Genomic DNA, 20,526 nt, shown 5'->3' with positions numbered 1-20,526 from the left:
TTATCCGTCCGCTGAGGCTGCTGAATATAGAGAGGGAAGCTTTCAGCAGCCTTACAGACCGGGTTGTGAATAGCTGACGCCGGAGTCGTGGTCCGGCGTCGGTTTTTTCGATGCTGCTTCTAGGTCTTAGTGCACCAGCATGCCGGTGAGCCAGTAGGCCTGGATGTAGGTGATCAGGCCGACGATCGTTGCAAAGAACAGGCTGTGCTTGAGGGTGAAGCGGAACAGATCCGACTCCTTGCCCACCAGGCCGGTCGCGGCGCAGGCCACGGCGATCGATTGCGGCGAGATCATCTTGCCGGTCACGCCGCCACTGGTGTTTGCCGCTACCAGCAGCACATCACTGACGCCGATCTGGTGCGCGGTGGTCGCTTGCAACGAGCTGAACAGCGCGTTGGACGACGTGTCGGAACCGGTCAGGAACACGCCCAGCCAGCCGAGGAACGGCGAGAAGAACGGGAAGGCCGCGCCGGTGCCTGCCAATACCAGCGCCATGGTCGAAGACATGCCCGAGTAGTTGGTGACGAAGGCAAAGGCCAGGACCATACCGATGGACAGAATCGGCCAGCGCAGTTCGTAGAAGGTCTCTCTCAAAGTGGTAAGACCAGTTTTGAAATTGATCTTCAGTACCAGCATCGAGATCAGAGCGGAGAAGAAAATCGCGGTGCCGGTGGCGGAAATCGGGTCGAGCTTGAATACCGCTGGAATGGCGGTCGGCGCAGTCACGATCGGTGCGACTTTAATCACCATCTGATCCAGGTGCGGAATCGCGAAGTTGAACACCCAGCTGTACATCGAGCCGCCGGCAGCAAACATTGCCTTGAACGGTTTGAGGGTCCAGATGGTGACCAGCACGGTGAGAATCAGGAACGGCGACCAGGCTTTGATGATTTCGAACAGGCTGTAAGGGGATGCCACGCTGGTGCGCGGTTGGCCGAAACCACCGGCGCTGGCGGTCACCACCGAGGCCGAGACGGCGCCGGCGATGTGTTGGCCGGCGGCGCGTTTTGGCTGCCAGACTTTCAGGAACAGCGTCAGGGAAATCAGGCTGACCAGGGCCGAGGTGATGTCCGGCAGCTCAGGACCGATGAAGTTCGACGTGAAGTATTGAGTGATGGCAAAGCTCAAACCGGCGACCAGCGCAGCAGGCCAGGTCTCACGAACGCCGCGCAGGCCATCCATCATGAACACCAGCCAGAACGGCACGAACAGCGACAGCAGCGGCAGTTGGCGACCGGTCATGGCGCCGATCTTGAACGCGTCGATGCCGGTCACTTGCCCGGCCACGATGATCGGAATCCCCAAGGCGCCGAAGGCCACTGGCGCGGTGTTGGCGATCAGGCACAGGCCCGCGGCGTACAGTGGGTTGAAGCCGAGTCCTACCAGCAATGCGGCGGTAATCGCTACCGGCGCACCGAAACCGGCAGCACCTTCCAGGAACGCACCGAAGCAGAAACCGATCAGCAGAACCTGCAAACGCTGGTCGTCGGTGATCGACAACACCGAGCTGCGGATGACCTCGAACTGACCACTCTTGACCGTCAGTTTGTAGAGGAACACAGCGGCGACAATGATCCACGCAATCGGCCACAGACCGTAGGCGAAGCCATAGCCTGCGGCGGCGAACGCCATGTCCACGGGCATCTGGAAAGCGAAGATTGCGACGGCGATGGACAACGCCAGCGTGATACTGCCGGCCACGTGCCCTTTGAGGCGGAACACCGCCAACGCCAGGAAGAAAAACACGATGGGGATAACGGCGGCGAGCGCGGAGAAGCCTAGGCTGCCGAGCGGGGTATAGAGCTGTTGCCAGGTTTGCATATGGGGTGGCCCCTAATTGTTGTTGGTCAGGCACTGGTCAGCGTGCTTGGATAATTGGTAATACCAATTTACAATCGCTGTTGGCTAGAGTAAAAGCCTTCTAGGGGTGTGTCAATTTGCCGCCCGCAAACTTTCGTCTTAGGTGCGCCTGGCGGGTCGATTTTTCGTTCGACTAAACAGTGTCCGGCAGGTGCCTGCGCAGCGCCGATAGGCCAGAATAGAGAGCCCGGCGAGTGGTCGGGATCGTGGAGAAATGAGTCATGGGGTTTGATCAGATTCGGCAGCGCCGTTTGTCTGACGATATTGTCGAGCAGCTCGAGGGGATGATTCTCGAGGGCACGCTGAAGGCCGGAGAGCGCTTGCCTGCCGAGCGTGCGCTGGCCGAGCAGTTCGGCGTTTCGCGGCCGTCTTTACGCGAAGCGATCCAGAAACTGGCGGCCAAGGGCTTGCTGGTCAGCCGTCAGGGCGGTGGCAACTATGTGGTCGAATCCCTGGGCACGACGTTCAGTGATCCGTTGCTGCATCTGCTGGAAAGCAATCCCGAGGCCCAGCGCGATTTGCTGGAGTTTCGCCACACCCTGGAAGCGTCATGCGCCTATTACGCAGCGCTGCGCGCTACCGATGTTGATCGCGAGCGCCTGACTGCGGCATTCACTCAATTGCAGGACTGCTACACGCGACACGATGAAATCAGTCGCGCGGAAGAAGGCGCCGCTGACGCGAAATTTCACCTGGCGATTGCCGAAGCCAGCCACAACGCCGTGTTGTTGCACACGATTCGCGGGCTGTTCGATCTGCTCAAGCGTAATGTCGTGACCAACATCGGCGGGATGTACAAACAGCGCACGGAAACCCGCGACATGCTGATCACTCAGCATCGGGAGCTGTACCTGGCGATTATCGAGGGGCGTGCCGAGCAGGCGCGAGAGGTGTCCAGCAGGCATATCCTGTATGTGCAGGAGGTGCTGGAGGAAGTGCGTCAGGAAGTGCAGCGCATGGCTCGGGCGGAGCGGCGCAAAGGGATGTGAACGATTTTGAGTGCAAAAGATCGCAGCCTTCGGCAGCTCCTACATGGATTTTGTTTCAACCCGATTCATCGGGCTCGCACAAAACTGTAGGAGCTGCCGCAGGCTGCGATCTTTTCGCAGGCGCCGCATTTCAGGCAGAAGAATTAATCTTCCTTGCCCTTGTTCCGCACCGCACGCTGCAGCTCACGACCGGCGTCGCGTTCGCGTTCGGTGTCGCGCTTGTCGTATTCCTTCTTGCCCTTGCCCAGAGCGATCTCGCACTTGACCATGTGCTTGCTCCAGTACCAGGACAGGCATACGCAGGCGTAACCCTTCTGCTGCACGGCGGCGGCCAGCTTTTCCAGCTCGCGCCGATTCAGCAGCAGCTTGCGCGTGCGGGTCGGGTCAGCAATGACGTGGGTGCTTGCGGTCATCAGTGGCGTGATATGGCTGCCAAGCAGCCAGGCTTCGCCATCCTTGAGCAGTACATAACTGTCAACCAGTTGTAGCTTGCTCGCCCGCAAACTCTTTACTTCCCAGCCGGCCAGGACCAGACCAGCCTCGAACCGATGTTCGATGAAGTAATCGTGTCGCGCCTTTTTATTTTGCGCGATGGTCCCTGTGGGGTGTTTCTTCTGTTTAGCCATAGGGGCGGCATTATAGGGAGTTGCAAGCGAGTCGGCTACGGTATCGCTACGTGCTTGAGCAGGTTGATTGAATCCCGGACAATGCGCGCTCTTTTTTGAACGCTTGGGCGTGATAACGATGTCGACAGACAAGGTTTCTGTCCACGGCAGTTGGGCTAGCCGCTGGGTCTTCATACTCGCCGCGACCGGTTCGGCCGTGGGCCTGGGTAGTATCTGGAAATTCCCCTACATGGTCGGCGTCTATGGCGGCGGCGCCTTTGTGCTGATGTTCCTGGCCTGCATCGCGCTGATCGGGGTGCCGGTCATGCTGGCCGAAACCCTGATCGGCCGCCGTGCCCGGCAAAGCCCGGCGAATGCCTTGAAGGTGCTGGCCATCGAGGCCGGGCATTCGGGCAAGTGGTCCTGGGGGGCCTTCGCCGGCATGATCACGGCGTTGCTCATCCTGTCTTTCTACAGTGTGGTGGGCGGCTGGTCGCTGGATTACATCATCGACATGGGGCGTGGCGATTTCCAGGGCGTGACACCTGATCAGGTCGGCGCGTATTTCGGTAATGTCATCGCCGACCCCTGGCGCCTGACACTTTGGCACACAATATTCATGCTGCTGTCGGCCGTGGTGATCGCCAAGGGCGTCGTCGCCGGGCTCGAGCGCAGCCTGCGTATCATGATGCCACTGCTGTTCGTGATGATCCTGGTGTTGCTGGGTTACAGCATGACCACGGGCCACTTCATGGAAGGCGTGCATTTCATGTTCGACTTCCATCCGGAAAAAGTCCTTGATGGCCTGCTGCCCGCGATGGGCCATGCGTTCTTCTCCCTCAGTGTCGGCGTTGGTTCGATCATGATCTACGGCGCCTACATGCCCAAGGATTCATCGATTTCCGGTACGGTTGTCGGCGTGGCGCTGCTGGATACCTTCGTGTCCCTGGTCGCCGGATTGGCCCTGTTCCCGATCGTGTTCGCGGCCGGCCTGAACCCGAGCGAAGGTCCAGGGCTGATGTTTGTCAGCCTGCCTTTCGCCTTCGGCAACGTAGCCTTCGGCCAACTGATGGGCGTAGTGTTCTTCGTGCTGGTAGCCGTTGCGGCCTGGAGTTCGGCGATTTCCCTGCTCGAACCGATGGTGGCCTACCTGGTTGAACGGACCAAGGTCAGCCGCGCCTGGGTGACGTTCTGGCTGGCTTTCACCTGCTGGTTCGTGGGGCTGGGCACGGTGTTTTCCTTCAATATCTGGAAGCAAGCCAAGTTTTTCGTGAACGAAGGCGGGATGTTTCACCTCTATCAATGGGGTGCGGCCGGGGGATTGGACTTCTTCGGCGTGATCGATTTCTTCACCTCGCGAATCATGTTGCCCCTTGGCGGGTTATGTTTCGTGGTGTTTGCAGGCTGGGTAATGGGCCGTGAGGCGGTGCGCGACGAATTGTCGATCCGCCGTCCGGCACTGTTCGCCCTGTCCCTGTTTTTGATGCGCTATGTGGCGCCCATCGGCATTCTTGTAGTGTTTGCCGCCCAGCTGTGGAAGTGACGCTGACATGACGACACATATTCAACGTTCGGCCCTGCTGCCGTATCCGGCGCAAGCGCTGTATGACCTGGTCAACGACGTGGCGCGCTATCCGGAATTCCTGCCCTGGTGTTCGTCTGCCGAGGTCCTGGAGAGTTCTGCCGAGCATATGCGCGCCAGTGTCGGCGTGGCGAAGGGTGGCCTCAGCCAGCATTTCGTGACGCGCAATACGCTGGTGCCCGGTCAGTCCATCGAGATGAACCTGGAAGAAGGTCCGTTCAATCAGCTGCATGGCGTCTGGGTGTTCAAGGCGTTGGGCGAGAAGGCCTGCAAGATCAGCCTCGATCTGTCGTTTGATTATGCCGGCCCGATCGTTCGCGCCACCTTGGGGCCGCTGTTCAACCAGGCCGCCAACACCCTGGTGGATGCGTTCTGCCAGCGTGCCAAGCAAATGCATGGTTGAGGTCATGATCGACGTTGAGGTGATGTACGCCGCCGTTGATCGCCAGCTGTTGTTGGCGGTGAGCGTGCCGCCGGGGCTGACCGTGCGCGAGGTTGTGCGGCGCTCCGGGGTTGGCGAAGCGTTTCCCGAGCTTAATCTTGACGAGTGCCCGCTTGGGATCTTCGGCAAGGTGGTGGCCGATCCGCAAAGCCGGCTGGCCCAGGCCGGCGACCGGATCGAGATTTACCGGCCATTGCTGGCGGACCCCAAGGAAGTTCGGCGGCTGCGCGCAGCAAAAGCGGCTGAAGCCAGGGCGCGTAATCAGTAATCGCTGAACCGCAGATAATAAAAAACCCGGCATGCCGGGTTTTTTAATGCGTCGCAAATTATTGCGGCGAAGTGTCCAGAGGCTCTGGAGTCGGGACCGGAACGGTCTCTACGCCGTCCACGTCCTTCTGGATCTGGTCCAGCAACGAGCCTGGCTTGACCGGTTTTTCCGGTTTCGGCTTCTCGACGTTCTCTGCAGGTGCGGTCACATTAGTGCCGCCATCCTGGCCGAGAATGGCTTCGTCACGGCTGACTCCCGGCATGAAATCACCGGAAAGGCTGACAAGCTGGTCATTTGGGTTGAAGATAACGCTAATGCGTTCCTGTTGGCGTTCACCGCCACCGGGTTGCAGGCTGTACAGGTAATCCCAGCGATCGGCATGGAACGTGTCAGTCAGCAGGGGGTTGCCCATGATAAACCGTACTTGCCGACGGGTCATTCCCGGGCGTAACTGGTCTATCATGTCCTGCGTGACGACATTGCCCTGCTGGATGTCGATTTTGTAAACCCCGGGGAATGAACAACCGGCGAGTGCGAGCAGTCCCACAAAGGTGAAACTGGTTAGCAAGAGCTTGGTGTTTTGCATCGGTGGGCGACTTCCACTATCTTGGCTGGGACAACGTAAACGCCGATCATACCCGCATTAAGAGAAGCTGCGAAGCAGCATCGCGAGAAAGCTGACCATGGTTGAAAATAGCGAACTACGCAAAGCCGGCCTCAAAGTGACCCTTCCGCGGGTCAAAATTCTGCAAATGCTCGATTCCGCCGAGCAACGCCACATGAGTGCCGAGGACGTTTACAAGGCGCTGATGGAGGCTGGTGAGGACGTCGGTCTGGCCACGGTTTACCGTGTACTGACCCAGTTCGAGGCAGCTGGCCTTGTGGTGCGGCACAACTTCGACGGAGGCCATGCGGTCTTCGAGCTGGACGACGGCAAGCATCACGACCATATGGTCGACGTCGAAACCAGCGAAGTGATCGAATTCTTCGACGAAGAAATCGAGCGTCTGCAGAAAGCCATCGTCGACAAGTATGGCTTTGAGATGGTTGATCACAATCTTGTGCTGTACGTACGCAAGAAAAAGTAAGTATGTCGCGCGAACCTTCGGTTCGCGAAACGAGCGAAGGCGACCCCAGGGTCGCCTTCGTGCTTTCTGCTGCTTGTATGGGTTTGCAAGCGGTTCCTGTAGGAGCTGCCGCAGGCTGCGATCCTTTGATCTTTGCATTACAAGGGGCAAAGTCAAAAGGTCGTCCGAACGCGGCCCGAGCATGCGGCAGCTCCTACAGGGTTCGCTTTAGTTTTTTGCGGTAACCACCATTTTTTTTGCGTGAGCGAGAGATTCCTTGGTGAGGTCGATGCCGCCCAGCATGCGCGCCACTTCTTCCACTCGTTCATTCTTGCTGAGCTTGGACACGGCGGTACGCGTCGCGTCCTCCCCGCGCACCTTGTGCACAAACAGATGTTGATGACCTTGGGCGGCCACCTGCGGCAAGTGGGTCACCGTCAGCACCTGGCCGCGTTCGCCTAGGCGACGCAGCAACTGGCCGACAATTTCCGCGGTGGGGCCACCGATACCCACGTCCACTTCGTCGAATACCAGGGTTGGCACCCGAGAGGTTTGGGCCGTGATCACCTGAATGGCCAGGCTGATCCGCGACAACTCGCCGCCCGACGCCACTTTCGCCAGGGCTTTGAGCGGCTGGCCGGGGTTGGCGCTGACCAGCAATTCAACCTGCTCCAGCCCGTTAGGCAGCAGTTCATCACTGGTGTTGGGGCGCAATTCGATACTGAAGCGCCCGCCGGGCATGCCCAGGCGCTGGATTTCCTGTTCAACCGCGCTGGCCAGGCTGCCTGCGGCCTGGTGGCGCAGGTCGCTGAGGTCACGGGCCTTCTCGTGATAATGACGGGCGTAAGACGCCAGCTCATCACTCAAGCGCTCGATGGATTCGTCGTTGGCATTGAGTGTCTCGATTTCATCCAGCAGTTTCTGCTGCATTTCCGCGACTTCGGTCGGCTGGATGCGGTGCTTGCGTGCCATGGTGTAGATCGCATCCAGGCGCTCCTCCAGGTACTGCAGGCGTGCGGGGTCGGCATCGAAGTTGTCGAGGAAACGATTTAGCTCGCCAACGGCTTCTTCGACCTGGATCTGTGCGCTGGTCAGCAGGCTGCTGGCTTCGCCCAGGGCGCCGATGGAGTTGTTCACGCTCGACAGGCGATTGAGGCTGGCCGTCAGGGCGTTCAAGACATTTCCCGAATCACTTTCGCTGCATTGCTCGACCACTTGGCGGCAAATGCCCAGGAGTGTCTCGGCATTGGTCAGGTTCTTGTGCTCCTGCTCCAGCTGTTCCAGCTCGTTTTCGCCAAGGCCGAGGTTTTCCAGTTCTTCGAGCTGGTAGCTGAGCAGTTGATGGCGGGCACGCTGTTCGTCGCCGGAGTTGGAGAGGCGGTCCAGCTCGTGGCGGGTCTGGCGCCAGCGCTGGGCGGCCAGTTGAACATGGCGGGCCAGGTCGGTTGCGCCGGCATACTCGTCCAGCAGGCGGCGGTGAGTGTCGGTTTTCAGCAGGGACTGGTGTTCGTGCTGGCTGTGGATGTCGATCAGCAGTTCGCCCAGGGACTTGAGGTCGCCAAGGGGGCAGGGGGTGCCATTGATGTACCCGCGGGAACGGCCCTCGGCGGTGATCACCCGGCGCAGGATGCATGGCCCGTCGCTGTCGAGATCGCGCTCGGCCAGCCAGGCGCTGGCTTCCGGAATGTCGACCAGGTCGAAGGTGGCCAGGATGTCGGCCTTGTCTGCGCCTGGTCGCACCACGCCGCTGTCGGCGCGATCGCCCAGGGTCAGGCCCAGGGCGTCGAGCATGATCGACTTGCCGGCGCCGGTTTCCCCTGTGATCACGCTCATCCCGCGATCAAGTTCCAGATCGAGATGTTCAACGATGGCGTAGTTATGTACAGACAGGTGCACCAGCATAAGGGCCGCTCCCAGGTGTTAGGTCTGGTTATTTATACAGTGTTTTCATTCTGGCTGACAATGCCCTCGCTTAGCTCGATTTGCTTGATCCGACGAAACCCTTAGTGCTGGGTGGAATCACAATGCAGCTCTTTTTTGTAGGGTTAATCCGGTCGAGCCCTTGAAGCTGATTTTTGCGGCCCCATATAGCTGGGCAGAAGCGCGAGTTGAGCTCGCGGACGTAATTGAAAGGAGAAATCTATGGCTGACGAACAGACAGTGGATACGCAAAATCCAGACGCCAATCAGGCGCCCGAGACTTCGGGTGACGACCTGGCGACCCGTGTACAAGTGCTCGAAGAGCAACTGGCAGGCGCTCAGGATCAGGCTTTGCGTGTAGCCGCCGATCTGCAGAACGTCCGCCGTCGCGCCGAGCAGGATGTAGAAAAGGCTCACAAATTTGCGCTGGAAAAATTCGCCGGCGACCTGCTGCCGATCATCGACAGCCTGGAGCGTGGCCTGGAGTTGTCCAACCCGGATGACGAAAGCATCCGCCCAATGCGTGAAGGCATCGAGCTGACCCTGAAAATGTTCCAGGACACCCTGAAGCGTTATCAGCTGGAAGCGATCGACCCGCATGGCGAACCGTTCAACGCCGTTCTGCACCAGGCGATGGCCATGCAGGAAAGCGCCGATGTCGAGCCAAACAGCGTGCTCAAGGTGTTCCAGAAGGGCTACCAGCTCAATGGTCGCCTGCTGCGCCCGGCCATGGTCGTGGTCAGCAAGGCCCCAGCGCCAGTTTCGCCTTCTATTGACGAGCAGGCTTGAAATTAGCCGCAAGGCCCCCATTTAGAAGTCAAGCGTTTAAGTGCTACCGCAGTTAGCCACCACTGCTGCGGCAACCAAATCCAAAGTTTCGGGAGAGTTAACATGGGCAAAATTATCGGTATCGACCTGGGGACTACCAACTCCTGCGTCTCCGTGATGGAAAACGGCAAAGCCAAAGTTATTGAAAACGCTGAAGGCGCGCGTACCACGCCGTCGATCATCGCTTACGCCAACGATGGTGAAATCCTGGTTGGCCAGTCGGCCAAGCGTCAGGCAGTGACCAATCCGCACAACACCCTGTACGCGGTGAAGCGTCTGATCGGTCGCAAGTTCGACGAAGAAGTCGTACAAAAAGACATCAAGATGGTCCCTTACAAAATCGCCAAGGCTGACAACGGCGACGCATGGGTAGAAGTGAACGGCCAGAAAATGTCGCCGCCACAAATCTCGGCTGAAATTCTGAAGAAAATGAAGAAGACCGCCGAAGACTACCTCGGCGAGCCAGTGACCGAAGCGGTGATCACCGTTCCGGCCTACTTCAACGACAGCCAGCGTCAAGCCACTAAAGACGCCGGCCGTATCGCGGGCCTGGACGTTAAACGTATCATCAACGAACCAACCGCAGCGGCTCTGGCTTACGGTATGGACAAGGCCAAGGGCGATCACACCGTGATCGTTTACGACCTGGGCGGCGGTACTTTTGACGTTTCCGTGATCGAAATCGCTGAAGTTGATGGCGAGCACCAGTTCGAAGTACTGGCCACCAACGGTGACACGTTCCTGGGCGGTGAAGACTTTGACATTCGTCTGATCGACTACCTCGTTGACGAATTCAAGAAAGAAAGCGGCATGAACCTCAAGGGTGACCCGCTGGCGATGCAGCGCCTGAAAGAAGCCGCTGAAAAAGCCAAGATCGAACTGTCTTCGAGCAATTCGACCGATGTGAACCTGCCGTACATCACTGCAGACGCTACCGGTCCGAAGCACTTGAACGTGAAAATCTCCCGCGCCAAGCTCGAAGCGCTGGTTGAAGACCTGGTTCAACGCACCATCGAACCATGCCGCATCGCTCTGAAAGACTCCGGTATCGACGTTGGCGCTATCAACGACGTGATCCTGGTTGGCGGTCAGACCCGTATGCCACTGGTTCAGAAGCTGGTAACCGAGTTCTTCGGTAAAGAAGCTCGTAAAGACGTGAACCCGGACGAAGCCGTTGCCATGGGTGCTGCTATCCAGGGCGCAGTATTGGCCGGTGACGTGAAAGACGTCCTGCTGCTCGACGTCAGCCCGCTGACCCTGGGTATCGAAACCATGGGTGGCGTGATGACTGCGCTGATCGAGAAAAACACCACGATTCCTACCAAGAAATCGCAAGTGTTCTCGACTGCCGACGACAACCAGGGCGCTGTGACCATTCACGTGCTGCAAGGTGAGCGTAAGCAAGCCGCTCAGAACAAGTCTTTGGGCAAGTTCGACCTGGCCGAGATTCCACCAGCACCACGTGGCGTGCCACAAATTGAAGTGACCTTCGACATCGACGCCAACGGCATCCTGCACGTAGGCGCCAAGGACAAGGCTACTGGCAAGACTCAGTCGATCGTGATCAAGGCCAACTCCGGTCTGTCCGAGGAAGAGATTCAGCAGATGATTCGCGATGCTGAAACCAACGCCGACGAAGATCGCAAGTTCGAAGAGCTGGCTGCTGCCCGTAACCAGGGTGATGCGCTGGTGCACTCGACTCGCAAAATGATCGCTGATGCTGGCGACAAGGTGAGCGCTGAAGAGAAGACTGCAATCGAAGCGGCTGTAGTAGCCCTGGAAGCCGCTGTCAAAGGCGACGACAAGGCTGCGATCGAAGCCAAGGTTGAAGAGCTGTCGAAAGTCTCCGCTCCAGTGGCACAGAAGATGTACGCCGAACAGGCCCAGCCTGCTGAAGGCGCTGCACCGCAGGACGAAAAGGCAGAGAAGGCCGATGACGTCGTCGACGCTGAGTTCGAAGAAGTCAAAGACAACAAGTAAGTTGTTGGTCGCCCGGTTGACTGCCTTCAGGCGGTGACTGGTAGGATGTCGCCGCGCGGGAGCCTGCTCCCGCGTTGGCGTGTCTGGAGTACGAGAATTTTTTACAGCATGCGGCAGCGTTCGTATGTTGCTGGTATGGCCGGGAATGCTCCTGCTTTTCGCGCCGCAAGTACCGCAATGAATCAAAGACCAGGATCGTTGAATTGACGTGAGTTGGGTCCGGGCCTGTATTGGGGCTCAACGAGTTTGGCAAGGCTCAGGAGAGGTTTGCCGGACGTCCTCAAGAGTGCAAAGACTTATGGCAAAGCGTGACTATTACGAAGTGTTGGGTGTTGAGCGTGGCTCAAGCGAAGCAGACCTGAAGAAGGCCTACCGCCGCCTGGCAATGAAGCATCACCCGGACCGTAATCCCGATGACAAAGCGTCGGAAGAGATGTTCAAGGAGGCCAACGAGGCCTACGAAGTGCTGTCCGATTCGAGCAAGCGCGCCGCTTACGACCAGTACGGTCATGCTGGCGTCGACCCGAGCATGGGCGGCGGTGGGCCAGGTTTCGGTGGTCAGAATTTCTCCGACATCTTTGGCGATGTGTTCAGCGATTTCTTCGGTGGCGGTCGCGGCGGTGCTCGTGGCGGCGCCCAGCGCGGCAGCGACCTGCGCTACACGCTGGAGCTGAACCTGGAAGAGGCGGTGCGCGGTACTACCGTGAATATCCGCGTTCCGACATTGGTCAACTGCAAGCCGTGCGATGGCTCGGGTGCCAAGAAGGGCTCGGCGCCTGTTACCTGCCCGACCTGTGGCGGCATCGGCCAGGTTCGCATGCAGCAAGGCTTCTTCTCGGTACAGCAAACCTGCCCGCGCTGCCATGGCCAGGGCAAGATCATTTCCGACCCGTGCGATTCCTGCAACGGTGACGGTCGTATCGAAGAGTACAAGACCCTGTCGGTGAAAGTGCCGGCCGGTGTCGATACCGGTGATCGCATCCGCCTGTCCGGCGAAGGCGAGGCGGGCGCCCAGGGCGGCCCGACTGGCGACCTCTATGTGGTGATCAACGTGCGCGAGCACGCGATCTTCCAGCGCGACGGCAAGCATCTGTTCTGTGAAGTGCCGATCAGCTTTGTCGATGCGGCGCTGGGCGGCGAGCTGGAGATTCCGACCCTGGATGGTCGAGTCAAGCTGAAGATCCCCGAGGGCACCCAGACCGGCAAGCAGTTCCGGGTCCGTGGCAAAGGCGTTGCGCCGGTGCGCGGTGGCGGTGCTGGCGACCTGATGTGCCGGGTGGCGGTCGAAACCCCGGTAAACCTGGGTCGTCGTCAGCGCGAATTGCTGGAAGAGTTCCGCAGCTCGCTGGCGGACGATAACAGCCATTCGCCGAAAACCACTGGCTGGTTCGAAGGCGTGAAGCGCTTCTTCGGCGATTTGTAAGGAGAAGGGCATGCGACGTATTGCAGTGATGGGCGCCGCCGGGCGCATGGGTAAAACCCTGATTGAAGCCGTGCAGCAAACCCCGGGCGCCGGCCTGACGGCGGCTGTGGATCGTCCCGACAGCACGCTGGTCGGTGCGGATGCCGGTGAGCTGGCGGCGCTGGGTCGCATTGGCGTTCCGCTGTCTGGTGACCTGGCTCGGGTGGCCGACGAGTTCGACGTGCTGATCGACTTCACTCACCCGACAGTGACCCTGAAGAACCTCGCCTTCTGCCGCAAGCACGGCAAGGCGATGATCATCGGCACAACGGGTTTCAGTGTCGAAGAGAAGCAGCTGCTGGCCGAGGCGGGCAAGGACATTCCAATTGTCTTCGCTGCCAACTTCAGCGTCGGCGTCAACCTGTGCCTGAAACTGCTCGATACGGCGGCGCGGGTGCTGGGTGATGATGTCGATATCGAAATCACCGAGGCTCACCATCGGCATAAAGTCGATGCGCCGTCAGGCACTGCCGTGCGCATGGGTGAGGTGATTGCCGATGCCCTCGGTCGTGATCTGAAGAAGGTTGCGGTGTACGGTCGTGAGGGTCAGACCGGCGCTCGCGAGCGCGAGACCATCGGTTTTGCCACCGTGCGTGCCGGCGACATCGTTGGCGATCACACGGTGCTGTTCGCCGCCGACGGTGAGCGCGTAGAGATCACCCACAAGGCGTCCAGTCGCATGACCTTCGCCAAGGGTGCGGTGCGTGCGGCATTGTGGCTGGACGGGCGTGAGCCTGGTCTGTACGACATGCAAGACGTGCTCGACCTGCGTTAAGATGCACCCGAGATCGGGCTCGCGCGCAGCGTTTGAGCCCGGTTTTACTCCGCCAAGCGACGACCTGTCGCATTCTCCGGCCTTTAAGGCTCATTGACGGTAGACCAAAAAGGCCTTTTTCTGTAAGCTACAGCTTTAGTGTGTTCACTAAAAGCGCGCAGAATAATTCAGTGAATGAGCGGGGTGACGTGTCCATACGTCACTCCGCTTTTTTACACCTGCGATCGCCCTTTCAGGCTTTATTTACGGGAGGTCTTCTTGACTAAGCCAGCCATACTCGCCCTTGCTGATGGCAGCATTTTTCGCGGCGAAGCAATTGGAGCCGACGGTCAAACCGTTGGTGAGGTGGTGTTCAATACCGCCATGACCGGCTATCAGGAAATCCTTACCGATCCTTCCTACGCCCAACAGATCGTTACCCTGACCTATCCGCATATCGGCAACACCGGCACCACGCCGGAAGACGCCGAGTCTGACCGCGTCTGGTCTGCTGGCCTGGTCATCCGTGACTTGCCACTGGTTGCGAGCAACTGGCGCAACACGATGTCCCTGTCCGATTACCTGAAAGCCAACAATGTCGTGGCCATCGCCGGTATCGATACCCGTCGCCTGACCCGCATCCTGCGTGAGAAAGGTGCACAGAACGGCTGCATCATGGCCGGCGACAACATCTCAGAAGAAGCCGCCATTGCCGCCGCCCAGGGTTTTCCTGGCCTCAAGGGCATGGACCTGGCGAAAGTCGTCAGCACCAAAGAGCAGTACGAGTGGCGCTCGACGGTCTGGGACCTGAAAACCGACAGCCACGCGACCATCGACGCCTCTGAGCTGCCGTACCATGTGGTCGCCTACGACTACGGCGTGAAGCTGAACATCCTGCGCATGCTGGTCGAGCGCGGTTGCCGCGTCACTGTGGTTCCGGCCCAGACGCCAGCGGCCGACGTGCTGGCGATGAAGCCCGATGGCGTGTTCCTGTCCAACGGCCCGGGTGATCCGGAGCCATGCGACTACGCGATCCAGGCGATCAAGGACGTACTGGAAACCGAGATCCCGGTATTCGGTATCTGCCTCGGTCACCAGCTGCTGGCCCTGGCCTCCGGCGCCAAGACCCTGAAAATGGGCCACGGCCACCACGGTGCCAACCACCCGGTGCAGGACCTGGACAGCGGTGTAGTCATGATCACCAGCCAGAACCACGGTTTTGCGGTGGACGAAGCGACCCTGCCGGCCAACGTGCGCGCGATCCACAAATCGCTGTTCGACGGCACCCTGCAAGGCATCGAGCGTACCGACAAGAGCGCCTTCAGCTTCCAGGGTCACCCGGAAGCCAGCCCTGGCCCGAACGACGTAGCGCCATTGTTCGATCGCTTCATCAACGAGATGGCCAAGCGACGCTGATCGCTCGCCCTGATGCAGCAAAGCTTGAGGGCGGCCCCCATCGGCGGCCCCCTCAAGGCTTCACAGATTGAACAAGACGGCTTGCCGACTGACCTGCGGATTTGAGTGACAAACCCATGCCAAAACGTACAGACATAAAAAGCATCCTGATTCTCGGCGCTGGCCCGATCGTGATCGGCCAGGCCTGCGAATTCGACTACTCCGGCGCCCAGGCCTGCAAAGCCCTGCGCGAGGAGGGCTACCGCGTCATCCTGGTGAACTCCAACCCGGCGACCATCATGACCGACCCGGACATGGCCGACGCCACCTACATCGAGCCGATCAAGTGGCAGACCGTTGCCAAGATCATCGAGAAAGAGCGTCCGGACGCGCTGCTGCCAACCATGGGTGGCCAGACCGCCCTGAACTGCGCCCTGGACCTGGAGCGCGAAGGCGTCCTGGAAAAATTCGGCGTAGAGATGATCGGCGCCAATGCCGACACCATCGACAAGGCTGAAGACCGCTCGCGCTTTGACAAGGCGATGAAATCCATCGGCCTGGACTGCCCGCGCTCGGGTATCGCCCACAGCATGGAAGAAGCCAACGCAGTGCTCGAGAAGCTTGGCTTCCCGTGCATCATCCGTCCGTCCTTCACCATGGGCGGCACCGGTGGCGGTATCGCGTACAACCGTGAAGAGTTCGAAGAAATCTGCGCCCGTGGTCTGGACCTGTCGCCAACCAAAGAGCTGCTGATCGACGAATCCCTGATCGGCTGGAAAGAATACGAGATGGAGGTTGTCCGCGATAAGAAGGACAACTGCATCATCGTCTGCTCCATTGAAAACTTTGACCCGATGGGCGTGCACACCGGTGACTCGATCACCGTTGCGCCGGCACAGACCCTGACGGACAAGGAATACCAGATCATGCGTAACGCCTCCCTGGCGGTACTGCGCGAGATCGGCGTGGAAACCGGCGGCTCCAACGTCCAGTTCGGCATTTGCCCGGACACCGGTCGCATGGTGGTCATCGAGATGAACCCGCGGGTATCCCGTTCGTCGGCACTGGCCTCCAAAGCCACCGGTTTCCCGATTGCGCGCATCGCTGCCAAGCTGGCGATCGGCTACACCCTGGATGAACTGCAGAACGAAATCACCGGCGGTGCTACGCCTGCGTCCTTCGAGCCGTCCATCGACTACGTCGTGACCAAGCTGCCTCGCTTCGCCTTCGAGAAATTCCCGAAAGCCGACGCGCGCCTGACCACGCAAATGAAGTCGGTAGGTGAGGTCATGGCCATCGGCCGGACTTTCCAGGAATCCCTGCAGAAAGCTTTGCGCGGCCTGGAAGTGGGCGTTTGCGGCCTGGACGAGAAGCTCGACCTGAGCAATCCGGAAAGCATGAGCATCCTCAAGCGCGAACTGACCGTGCCGGGTGCCGAGCGTATCTGGTACGTGGCTGACGCCTTCCGCGCCGGCCTGTCGGTCGAAGACATCTTCGGCATGAACATGATCGACCCGTGGTTCCTGGTACAGATCGAAGATCTGATCAAGGAAGAAGAGAAGGTCAAGACCCTGGGTCTGGCCAGCATCGACCGCGACCTGATGTTCAAGCTCAAGCGCAAAGGCTTCTCCGACATGCGTCTGGCCAAGCTGCTGGGTGTGACCGAGAAGGCGCTGCGTCGTCACCGCCACAAGCTGGAGATCTTCCCGGTCTACAAGCGCGTTGACACCTGCGCGGCCGAGTTCGCCACCGACACCGCGTACATGTACTCGACTTACGAGGAAGAGTGCGAAGCTGCACCTTCGGGCCGCGACAAGATCATGATCCTCGGCGGCGGTCCTAACCGTATCGGCCAGGGCATCGAGTTCGACTACTGCTGCGTGCACGCGGCATTGGCCCTGCGCGAAGACGGTTACGAGACCATCATGGTCAACTGCAACCCGGAAACCGTTTCCACCGACTACGACACCTCCGATCGCCTGTACTTCGAGCCAGTGACCCTGGAAGACGTGTTGGAAATCTGCCGCGTCGAGAAGCCAAAAGGCGTGATCGTCCAGTACGGCGGTCAGACCCCGCTGAAACTGGCACGAGCCCTGGAAGAAGCCGGCGTGCCGATCATCGGCACCAGCCCTGACGCCATTGACCGCGCCGAAGACCGTGAGCGCTTCCAGCAGATGGTCGAGCGCCTGAACCTGCGCCAGCCGCCAAACGCCACCGTGCGCAGCGAAGACGAAGCGATTCGCGCTGCCAGCAAGATCGGCTACCCGCTGGTGGTTCGTCCGTCCTACGTGTTGGGCGGTCGTGCGATGGAAATCGTCTACGAAGAAGAAGAGCTCAAGCGCTACCTGCGTGACGCGGTGAAAGTGTCCAACGACAGCCCGGTGCTGCTCGACCACTTCCTCAACTGCGCCATCGAGATGGACGTGGATGCGGTCTGCGACGGCACCGACGTGGTGATCGGCGCGATCATGCAGCACATCGAGCAGGCCGGCGTTCACTCCGGTGACTCCGCTTGCTCCCTGCCGCCTTACTCGCTGCCTGCGCACATCCAGGACGAGATGCGCGAACAGGTCAAGAAAATGGCCCTGGAGCTGGGCGTTGTCGGCCTGATGAACGTGCAGTTGGCGCTGCAAGGCGAAGACATCTACGTCATCGAAGTCAACCCGCGCGCTTCCCGTACCGTACCTTTCGTGTCCAAGTGCATCGGTGTTTCCCTGGCAATGATCGCGGCTCGCGTCATGGCCGGCAAAACCCTGAAGGAAATCGGCTTCACCAAGGAAATCATTCCTAACTTCTACAGCGTGAAAGAGGCGGTGTTCCCATTCGCCAAATTCCCTGGTGTGGACCCGATCCTGGGCCCTGAGATGAAGTCCACCGGTGAAGTGATGGGCGTGGGCGACACCTTCGGCGAAGCATTCGCCAAGGCCCAGATGGGCGCCAGCGAAGTGCTGCCGACCGGCGGTACCGCGTTCATCAGCGTGCGCGACGATGACAAACCACTGGTTGCAGGCGTGGCCCGTGATCTGATCAACTTGGGCTTCGAAGTGGTTGCCACTGCCGGTACTGCCAAGCTGATCGAGGCCGCAGGCCTGAAAGTGCGCCGTGTGAACAAGGTGACCGAAGGTCGTCCGCACGTGGTCGACATGATCAAAAATGACGAAGTCACCCTGATCATCAACACCACCGAAGGTCGTCAGTCGATCGCCGACTCGTACTCCATTCGTCGTAACGCGCTGCAGCACAAGATCTACTGCACCACGACTATTGCTGCTGGCGAAGCCATCTGCGAAGCGCTGAAGTTCGGTCCCGAGAAGACCGTGCGCCGCTTGCAGGATCTACACGCAGGATTAAAGGCATGATCAAGTACCCAATGACCGTCCAGGGCGCCAAAGCCCTGGAAGAAGAACACGCTCACCTGACCAAGGTCGTCCGTCCGAAGCTCAGCCAGGACATCGGGACGGCCCGCGAGTTGGGTGACCTGAAGGAAAACGCCGAGTACCACGCTGCCCGCGAGCAGCAAGGGATGGTCGAGGCGCGGATTCGTGACATCGAAGGCCGGATTCAGAACCAGGTCATCATCGACGTCACTTCCATTCCTCATACCGGTAAAGTGATTTTCGGCACCACCGTTGAGATCGCCAACGTCGAGACGGATGAGCGCGTCACTTACCACATCGTGGGTGAGGACGAAGCTGACTTCAAACTCGGCAAGATTTCGGTGGGTTCACCACTGGCCCGCGCCTTGATCGCCAAGGAGGAGGGTGACGTGGTTGCCGTGAAGACGCCGGGTGGCGTTATCGAGTATGAGATTGTCGAAGTTCGCCACATCTGATAAGCCATGGCGCCCGCTTCGTGCGGGCGCGATGCTCTGGCAGCTGACCCAGATGTTATGGGTAGGCGGCCTGTGGCTGTTGCATATCGGTCTGCTGCCGGTGCTGGGCTGGATTGGCCTGGCACCGCTGCTGATCGACGAAATTGCAGGCATGCTGAATGCGCTGATGGTGGGGTTTGCCGCAGCGTGTGTGATTTTTCAGGCTTTGGTGCTGATTCAGGCCGAGGGCCTTGCCAGTCTATGGCGCGATATTCGCGGGCAACTGCTGTTGATGGCGCTGTATGCGTGCGGGATGTTTGTCGCTGTGCGCCTGGGATGGCCGGATGCCGTGAGCTGGCAGGTTTTCAGCTATCTCGTCCTGGGGTTTTCCGGGCTGGTGCTGGTGTTGCAGCCGGTACCTGGATGGAGTGGCAGGGTGCGCGAAGCACACCCTTGACCCTTGTCATCACTTGAAGCGATGGACGTTCGACAGTTGCTTGTTGACGCTGAAGTTCTTGCGGTGAATCAGTGCCATCTTGCCAATGACCTGGACCAGGTCCGCTTTACCGACCTTGCACAGCTCTGCAATGGACGCCAGGCGCGATTCGCGATCGAGGATGTTGAGCTTGATCTTGATCAGCTCGTGATCCGCCAAAGCGCGTTCAAGTTCGGCTAACACACCCTCAGTCAAACCGTTGTCCGCCACGATCAAAACCGGTTTCAGATGGTGGCCAATGGATTTGTACTGTTTCTTCTGCTCTTGAGTGAGCGGCATAATCTGACCCTTTCGTCTGGATTCTGTAAAATGGCGGCCATTTTACCCGAGGGCTCGTGGATCCGCCCAATTAATCACGACCCTTATCATCGAGGTGCCCAATGGCGCGTTCCAAGACAAGCCTTGGCTGGCTGAAAAGACATGTCAATGATCCCTATGTGAAGCAGGCGCAGAAGGATGGTTACCGCTCGCGTGCGAGCTACAAGCTTCTGGAAGTCCAGGAGAAATACAAGCTGATCCGTCCGGGTATGAGCGTTGTCGACCTGGGTGCTGCGCCCGGCGGCTGGTCGCAGGTCACCAGTCGGCTGATCGGCGGTCAGGGGCGTCTGATCGCTTCGGACATCCTGGAAATGGACAGTATTCCGGACGTGACTTTCATCCAGGGTGACTTCACCCAGGACGAAGTGCTCGCCCAGATCCTTGAAGCCGTGGGTAATTCGCAGGTGGACCTTGTGATTTCCGATATGGCCCCCAATATGAGTGGTACGCCTGAAGTAGACATGCCAAAAGCCATGTTTCTATGTGAGCTGGCGCTTGATCTGGCGGCCCGGATACTCAAGCCGGGTGGTAATTTCGTGATCAAGGTGTTTCAGGGCGAAGGGTTTGATGCTTACGTGAAGGACGCTCGTCAGAAATTCGACAAGGTCCAGATGATCAAGCCGGACTCTTCCCGTGGCAGTTCCCGCGAGCAATACATGCTGGCTTGGGGCTATCGCCGTCCTGCCGAATAAGGTTTTTTAGCGGGTCGATAGGATTTTCGTATTTCGCCCCGCGGGCAATAGCGAATA

At 59.2% G+C, this 20,526-nt stretch carries 19 protein-coding genes; 14 read left to right on the top strand and 5 right to left on the bottom strand.

Features of this window, described 5'->3' with window-relative positions; all coding sequences use genetic code 11:
• Positions 1-126: 126 nt before the first annotated feature.
• Positions 127-1,821, bottom strand: a complete 1,695-nt coding sequence (locus AAEZ05_RS08955) for a lactate permease LctP family transporter (RefSeq protein WP_350599121.1) — start codon at positions 1,819-1,821, stop codon at positions 127-129.
• A gap of 260 nt (positions 1,822-2,081) precedes the next feature.
• Between AAEZ05_RS08955 and AAEZ05_RS08950 the strand changes: the two genes are divergently transcribed.
• Positions 2,082-2,849 (top strand): GntR family transcriptional regulator, encoded by a 768-nt coding sequence (locus AAEZ05_RS08950; protein ID WP_045060061.1) that lies wholly within the window; start codon positions 2,082-2,084, stop codon positions 2,847-2,849.
• Between the two features lie 143 nt (positions 2,850-2,992).
• On the opposite strand, the gene smpB is transcribed toward AAEZ05_RS08950, so the two are convergent.
• Positions 2,993-3,475, bottom strand: coding sequence for an SsrA-binding protein SmpB (smpB, locus tag AAEZ05_RS08945; protein WP_028623113.1), 483 nt, complete (start codon positions 3,473-3,475; stop codon positions 2,993-2,995).
• Positions 3,476-3,593: 118 nt separating this feature from the next.
• Between smpB and AAEZ05_RS08940 the strand changes: the two genes are divergently transcribed.
• Genes AAEZ05_RS08940 through AAEZ05_RS08930 form a run of 3 tightly spaced genes read left to right on the top strand, consistent with a single transcriptional unit; the run spans position 3,594 to position 5,746 of the window.
• A complete protein-coding gene (locus tag AAEZ05_RS08940) occupies positions 3,594-4,997 on the top strand; it encodes a sodium-dependent transporter (RefSeq protein WP_045060060.1) in 1,404 nt (467 codons plus the stop codon).
• Between the two features lie 7 nt (positions 4,998-5,004).
• Positions 5,005-5,439, top strand: a complete 435-nt coding sequence (locus AAEZ05_RS08935) for a type II toxin-antitoxin system RatA family toxin (protein WP_045060059.1) — start codon at positions 5,005-5,007, stop codon at positions 5,437-5,439.
• The gene (locus tag AAEZ05_RS08930; RefSeq protein WP_045060058.1) at positions 5,432-5,746 is read left to right on the top strand and encodes an RnfH family protein; all 315 of its coding nucleotides are present in this window, start codon (positions 5,432-5,434) and stop codon (positions 5,744-5,746) included. The genes AAEZ05_RS08935 and AAEZ05_RS08930 overlap by 8 nt, the downstream gene beginning before the upstream one ends.
• 58 nt (positions 5,747-5,804) lie before the next feature.
• Here AAEZ05_RS08930 and AAEZ05_RS08925 read toward each other — a convergent pair whose 3' ends face one another.
• A complete protein-coding gene (locus AAEZ05_RS08925) occupies positions 5,805-6,332 on the bottom strand; it encodes an outer membrane protein assembly factor BamE (RefSeq protein ID WP_045060057.1) in 528 nt (175 codons plus the stop codon).
• A gap of 97 nt (positions 6,333-6,429) precedes the next feature.
• Here AAEZ05_RS08925 and fur point away from each other — a divergent pair, with 97 nt between their 5' ends.
• Positions 6,430-6,834 (top strand): ferric iron uptake transcriptional regulator, encoded by a 405-nt coding sequence (fur, locus tag AAEZ05_RS08920; protein ID WP_045060056.1) that lies wholly within the window; start codon positions 6,430-6,432, stop codon positions 6,832-6,834.
• A 207-nt stretch (positions 6,835-7,041) separates the two neighbouring features.
• On the opposite strand, the gene recN is transcribed toward fur, so the two are convergent.
• On the bottom strand, positions 7,042-8,715 hold the full coding sequence (recN, locus tag AAEZ05_RS08915; RefSeq protein WP_045060055.1) for a DNA repair protein RecN: 1,674 nt from the start codon (positions 8,713-8,715) through the stop codon (positions 7,042-7,044).
• A gap of 240 nt (positions 8,716-8,955) precedes the next feature.
• Between recN and grpE the strand changes: the two genes are divergently transcribed.
• The 8 genes from grpE to AAEZ05_RS08875 all read left to right on the top strand — a co-directional run bounded on the left by grpE (position 8,956) and on the right by AAEZ05_RS08875 (position 19,420).
• Positions 8,956-9,522 (top strand): nucleotide exchange factor GrpE, encoded by a 567-nt coding sequence (grpE, locus tag AAEZ05_RS08910; protein ID WP_122837458.1) that lies wholly within the window; start codon positions 8,956-8,958, stop codon positions 9,520-9,522.
• A gap of 102 nt (positions 9,523-9,624) precedes the next feature.
• Positions 9,625-11,541: a molecular chaperone DnaK gene (dnaK, locus tag AAEZ05_RS08905; protein WP_045060053.1), complete on the top strand. Its 1,917-nt coding sequence runs from the start codon at positions 9,625-9,627 to the stop codon at positions 11,539-11,541.
• Between the two features lie 298 nt (positions 11,542-11,839).
• Positions 11,840-12,964 (top strand): molecular chaperone DnaJ, encoded by a 1,125-nt coding sequence (gene dnaJ, locus AAEZ05_RS08900; protein WP_045060052.1) that lies wholly within the window; start codon positions 11,840-11,842, stop codon positions 12,962-12,964.
• Between the two features lie 10 nt (positions 12,965-12,974).
• Positions 12,975-13,778 carry a 4-hydroxy-tetrahydrodipicolinate reductase gene (gene dapB, locus AAEZ05_RS08895; protein WP_045060051.1) on the top strand — a complete coding sequence of 268 codons (804 nt, stop codon included), beginning with the start codon at positions 12,975-12,977 and terminating at the stop codon, positions 13,776-13,778.
• 258 nt (positions 13,779-14,036) lie between these two features.
• A complete protein-coding gene (gene carA, locus AAEZ05_RS08890; protein WP_045060050.1) occupies positions 14,037-15,173 on the top strand; it encodes a glutamine-hydrolyzing carbamoyl-phosphate synthase small subunit in 1,137 nt (378 codons plus the stop codon).
• A gap of 116 nt (positions 15,174-15,289) precedes the next feature.
• Positions 15,290-18,511, top strand: coding sequence for a carbamoyl-phosphate synthase large subunit (carB, locus tag AAEZ05_RS08885; protein ID WP_045060049.1), 3,222 nt, complete (start codon positions 15,290-15,292; stop codon positions 18,509-18,511).
• The gene (gene greA / locus AAEZ05_RS08880) at positions 18,508-18,984 is read left to right on the top strand and encodes a transcription elongation factor GreA (protein ID WP_008029775.1); all 477 of its coding nucleotides are present in this window, start codon (positions 18,508-18,510) and stop codon (positions 18,982-18,984) included. Before carB ends, greA begins: the two co-directional genes overlap by 4 nt.
• A gap of 31 nt (positions 18,985-19,015) precedes the next feature.
• Entirely contained in the window at positions 19,016-19,420 is a 405-nt protein-coding gene (locus tag AAEZ05_RS08875; protein WP_045060048.1) for a hypothetical protein, read from the top strand.
• Positions 19,421-19,429: 9 nt separating this feature from the next.
• On the opposite strand, the gene AAEZ05_RS08870 is transcribed toward AAEZ05_RS08875, so the two are convergent.
• The gene (locus tag AAEZ05_RS08870; RefSeq protein ID WP_045060047.1) at positions 19,430-19,738 is read right to left on the bottom strand and encodes a YhbY family RNA-binding protein; all 309 of its coding nucleotides are present in this window, start codon (positions 19,736-19,738) and stop codon (positions 19,430-19,432) included.
• Positions 19,739-19,839: 101 nt separating this feature from the next.
• On the opposite strand from AAEZ05_RS08870, the gene rlmE reads away from it, so the two are divergent.
• The gene (gene rlmE / locus AAEZ05_RS08865; RefSeq protein WP_045060046.1) at positions 19,840-20,469 is read left to right on the top strand and encodes a 23S rRNA (uridine(2552)-2'-O)-methyltransferase RlmE; all 630 of its coding nucleotides are present in this window, start codon (positions 19,840-19,842) and stop codon (positions 20,467-20,469) included.
• The last annotated feature ends 57 nt before the right edge of the window (positions 20,470-20,526 follow it).

It is taken from the genome of Pseudomonas sp. HY13-MNA-CIBAN-0226, assembly GCF_040310305.1.
GTDB lineage: Bacteria > Pseudomonadota > Gammaproteobacteria > Pseudomonadales > Pseudomonadaceae > Aquipseudomonas > Aquipseudomonas gregormendelii.
The sequence above is the reverse complement of the archived record's forward strand: the minus strand, read 5'-3'. Positions and strand labels throughout refer to the sequence as shown.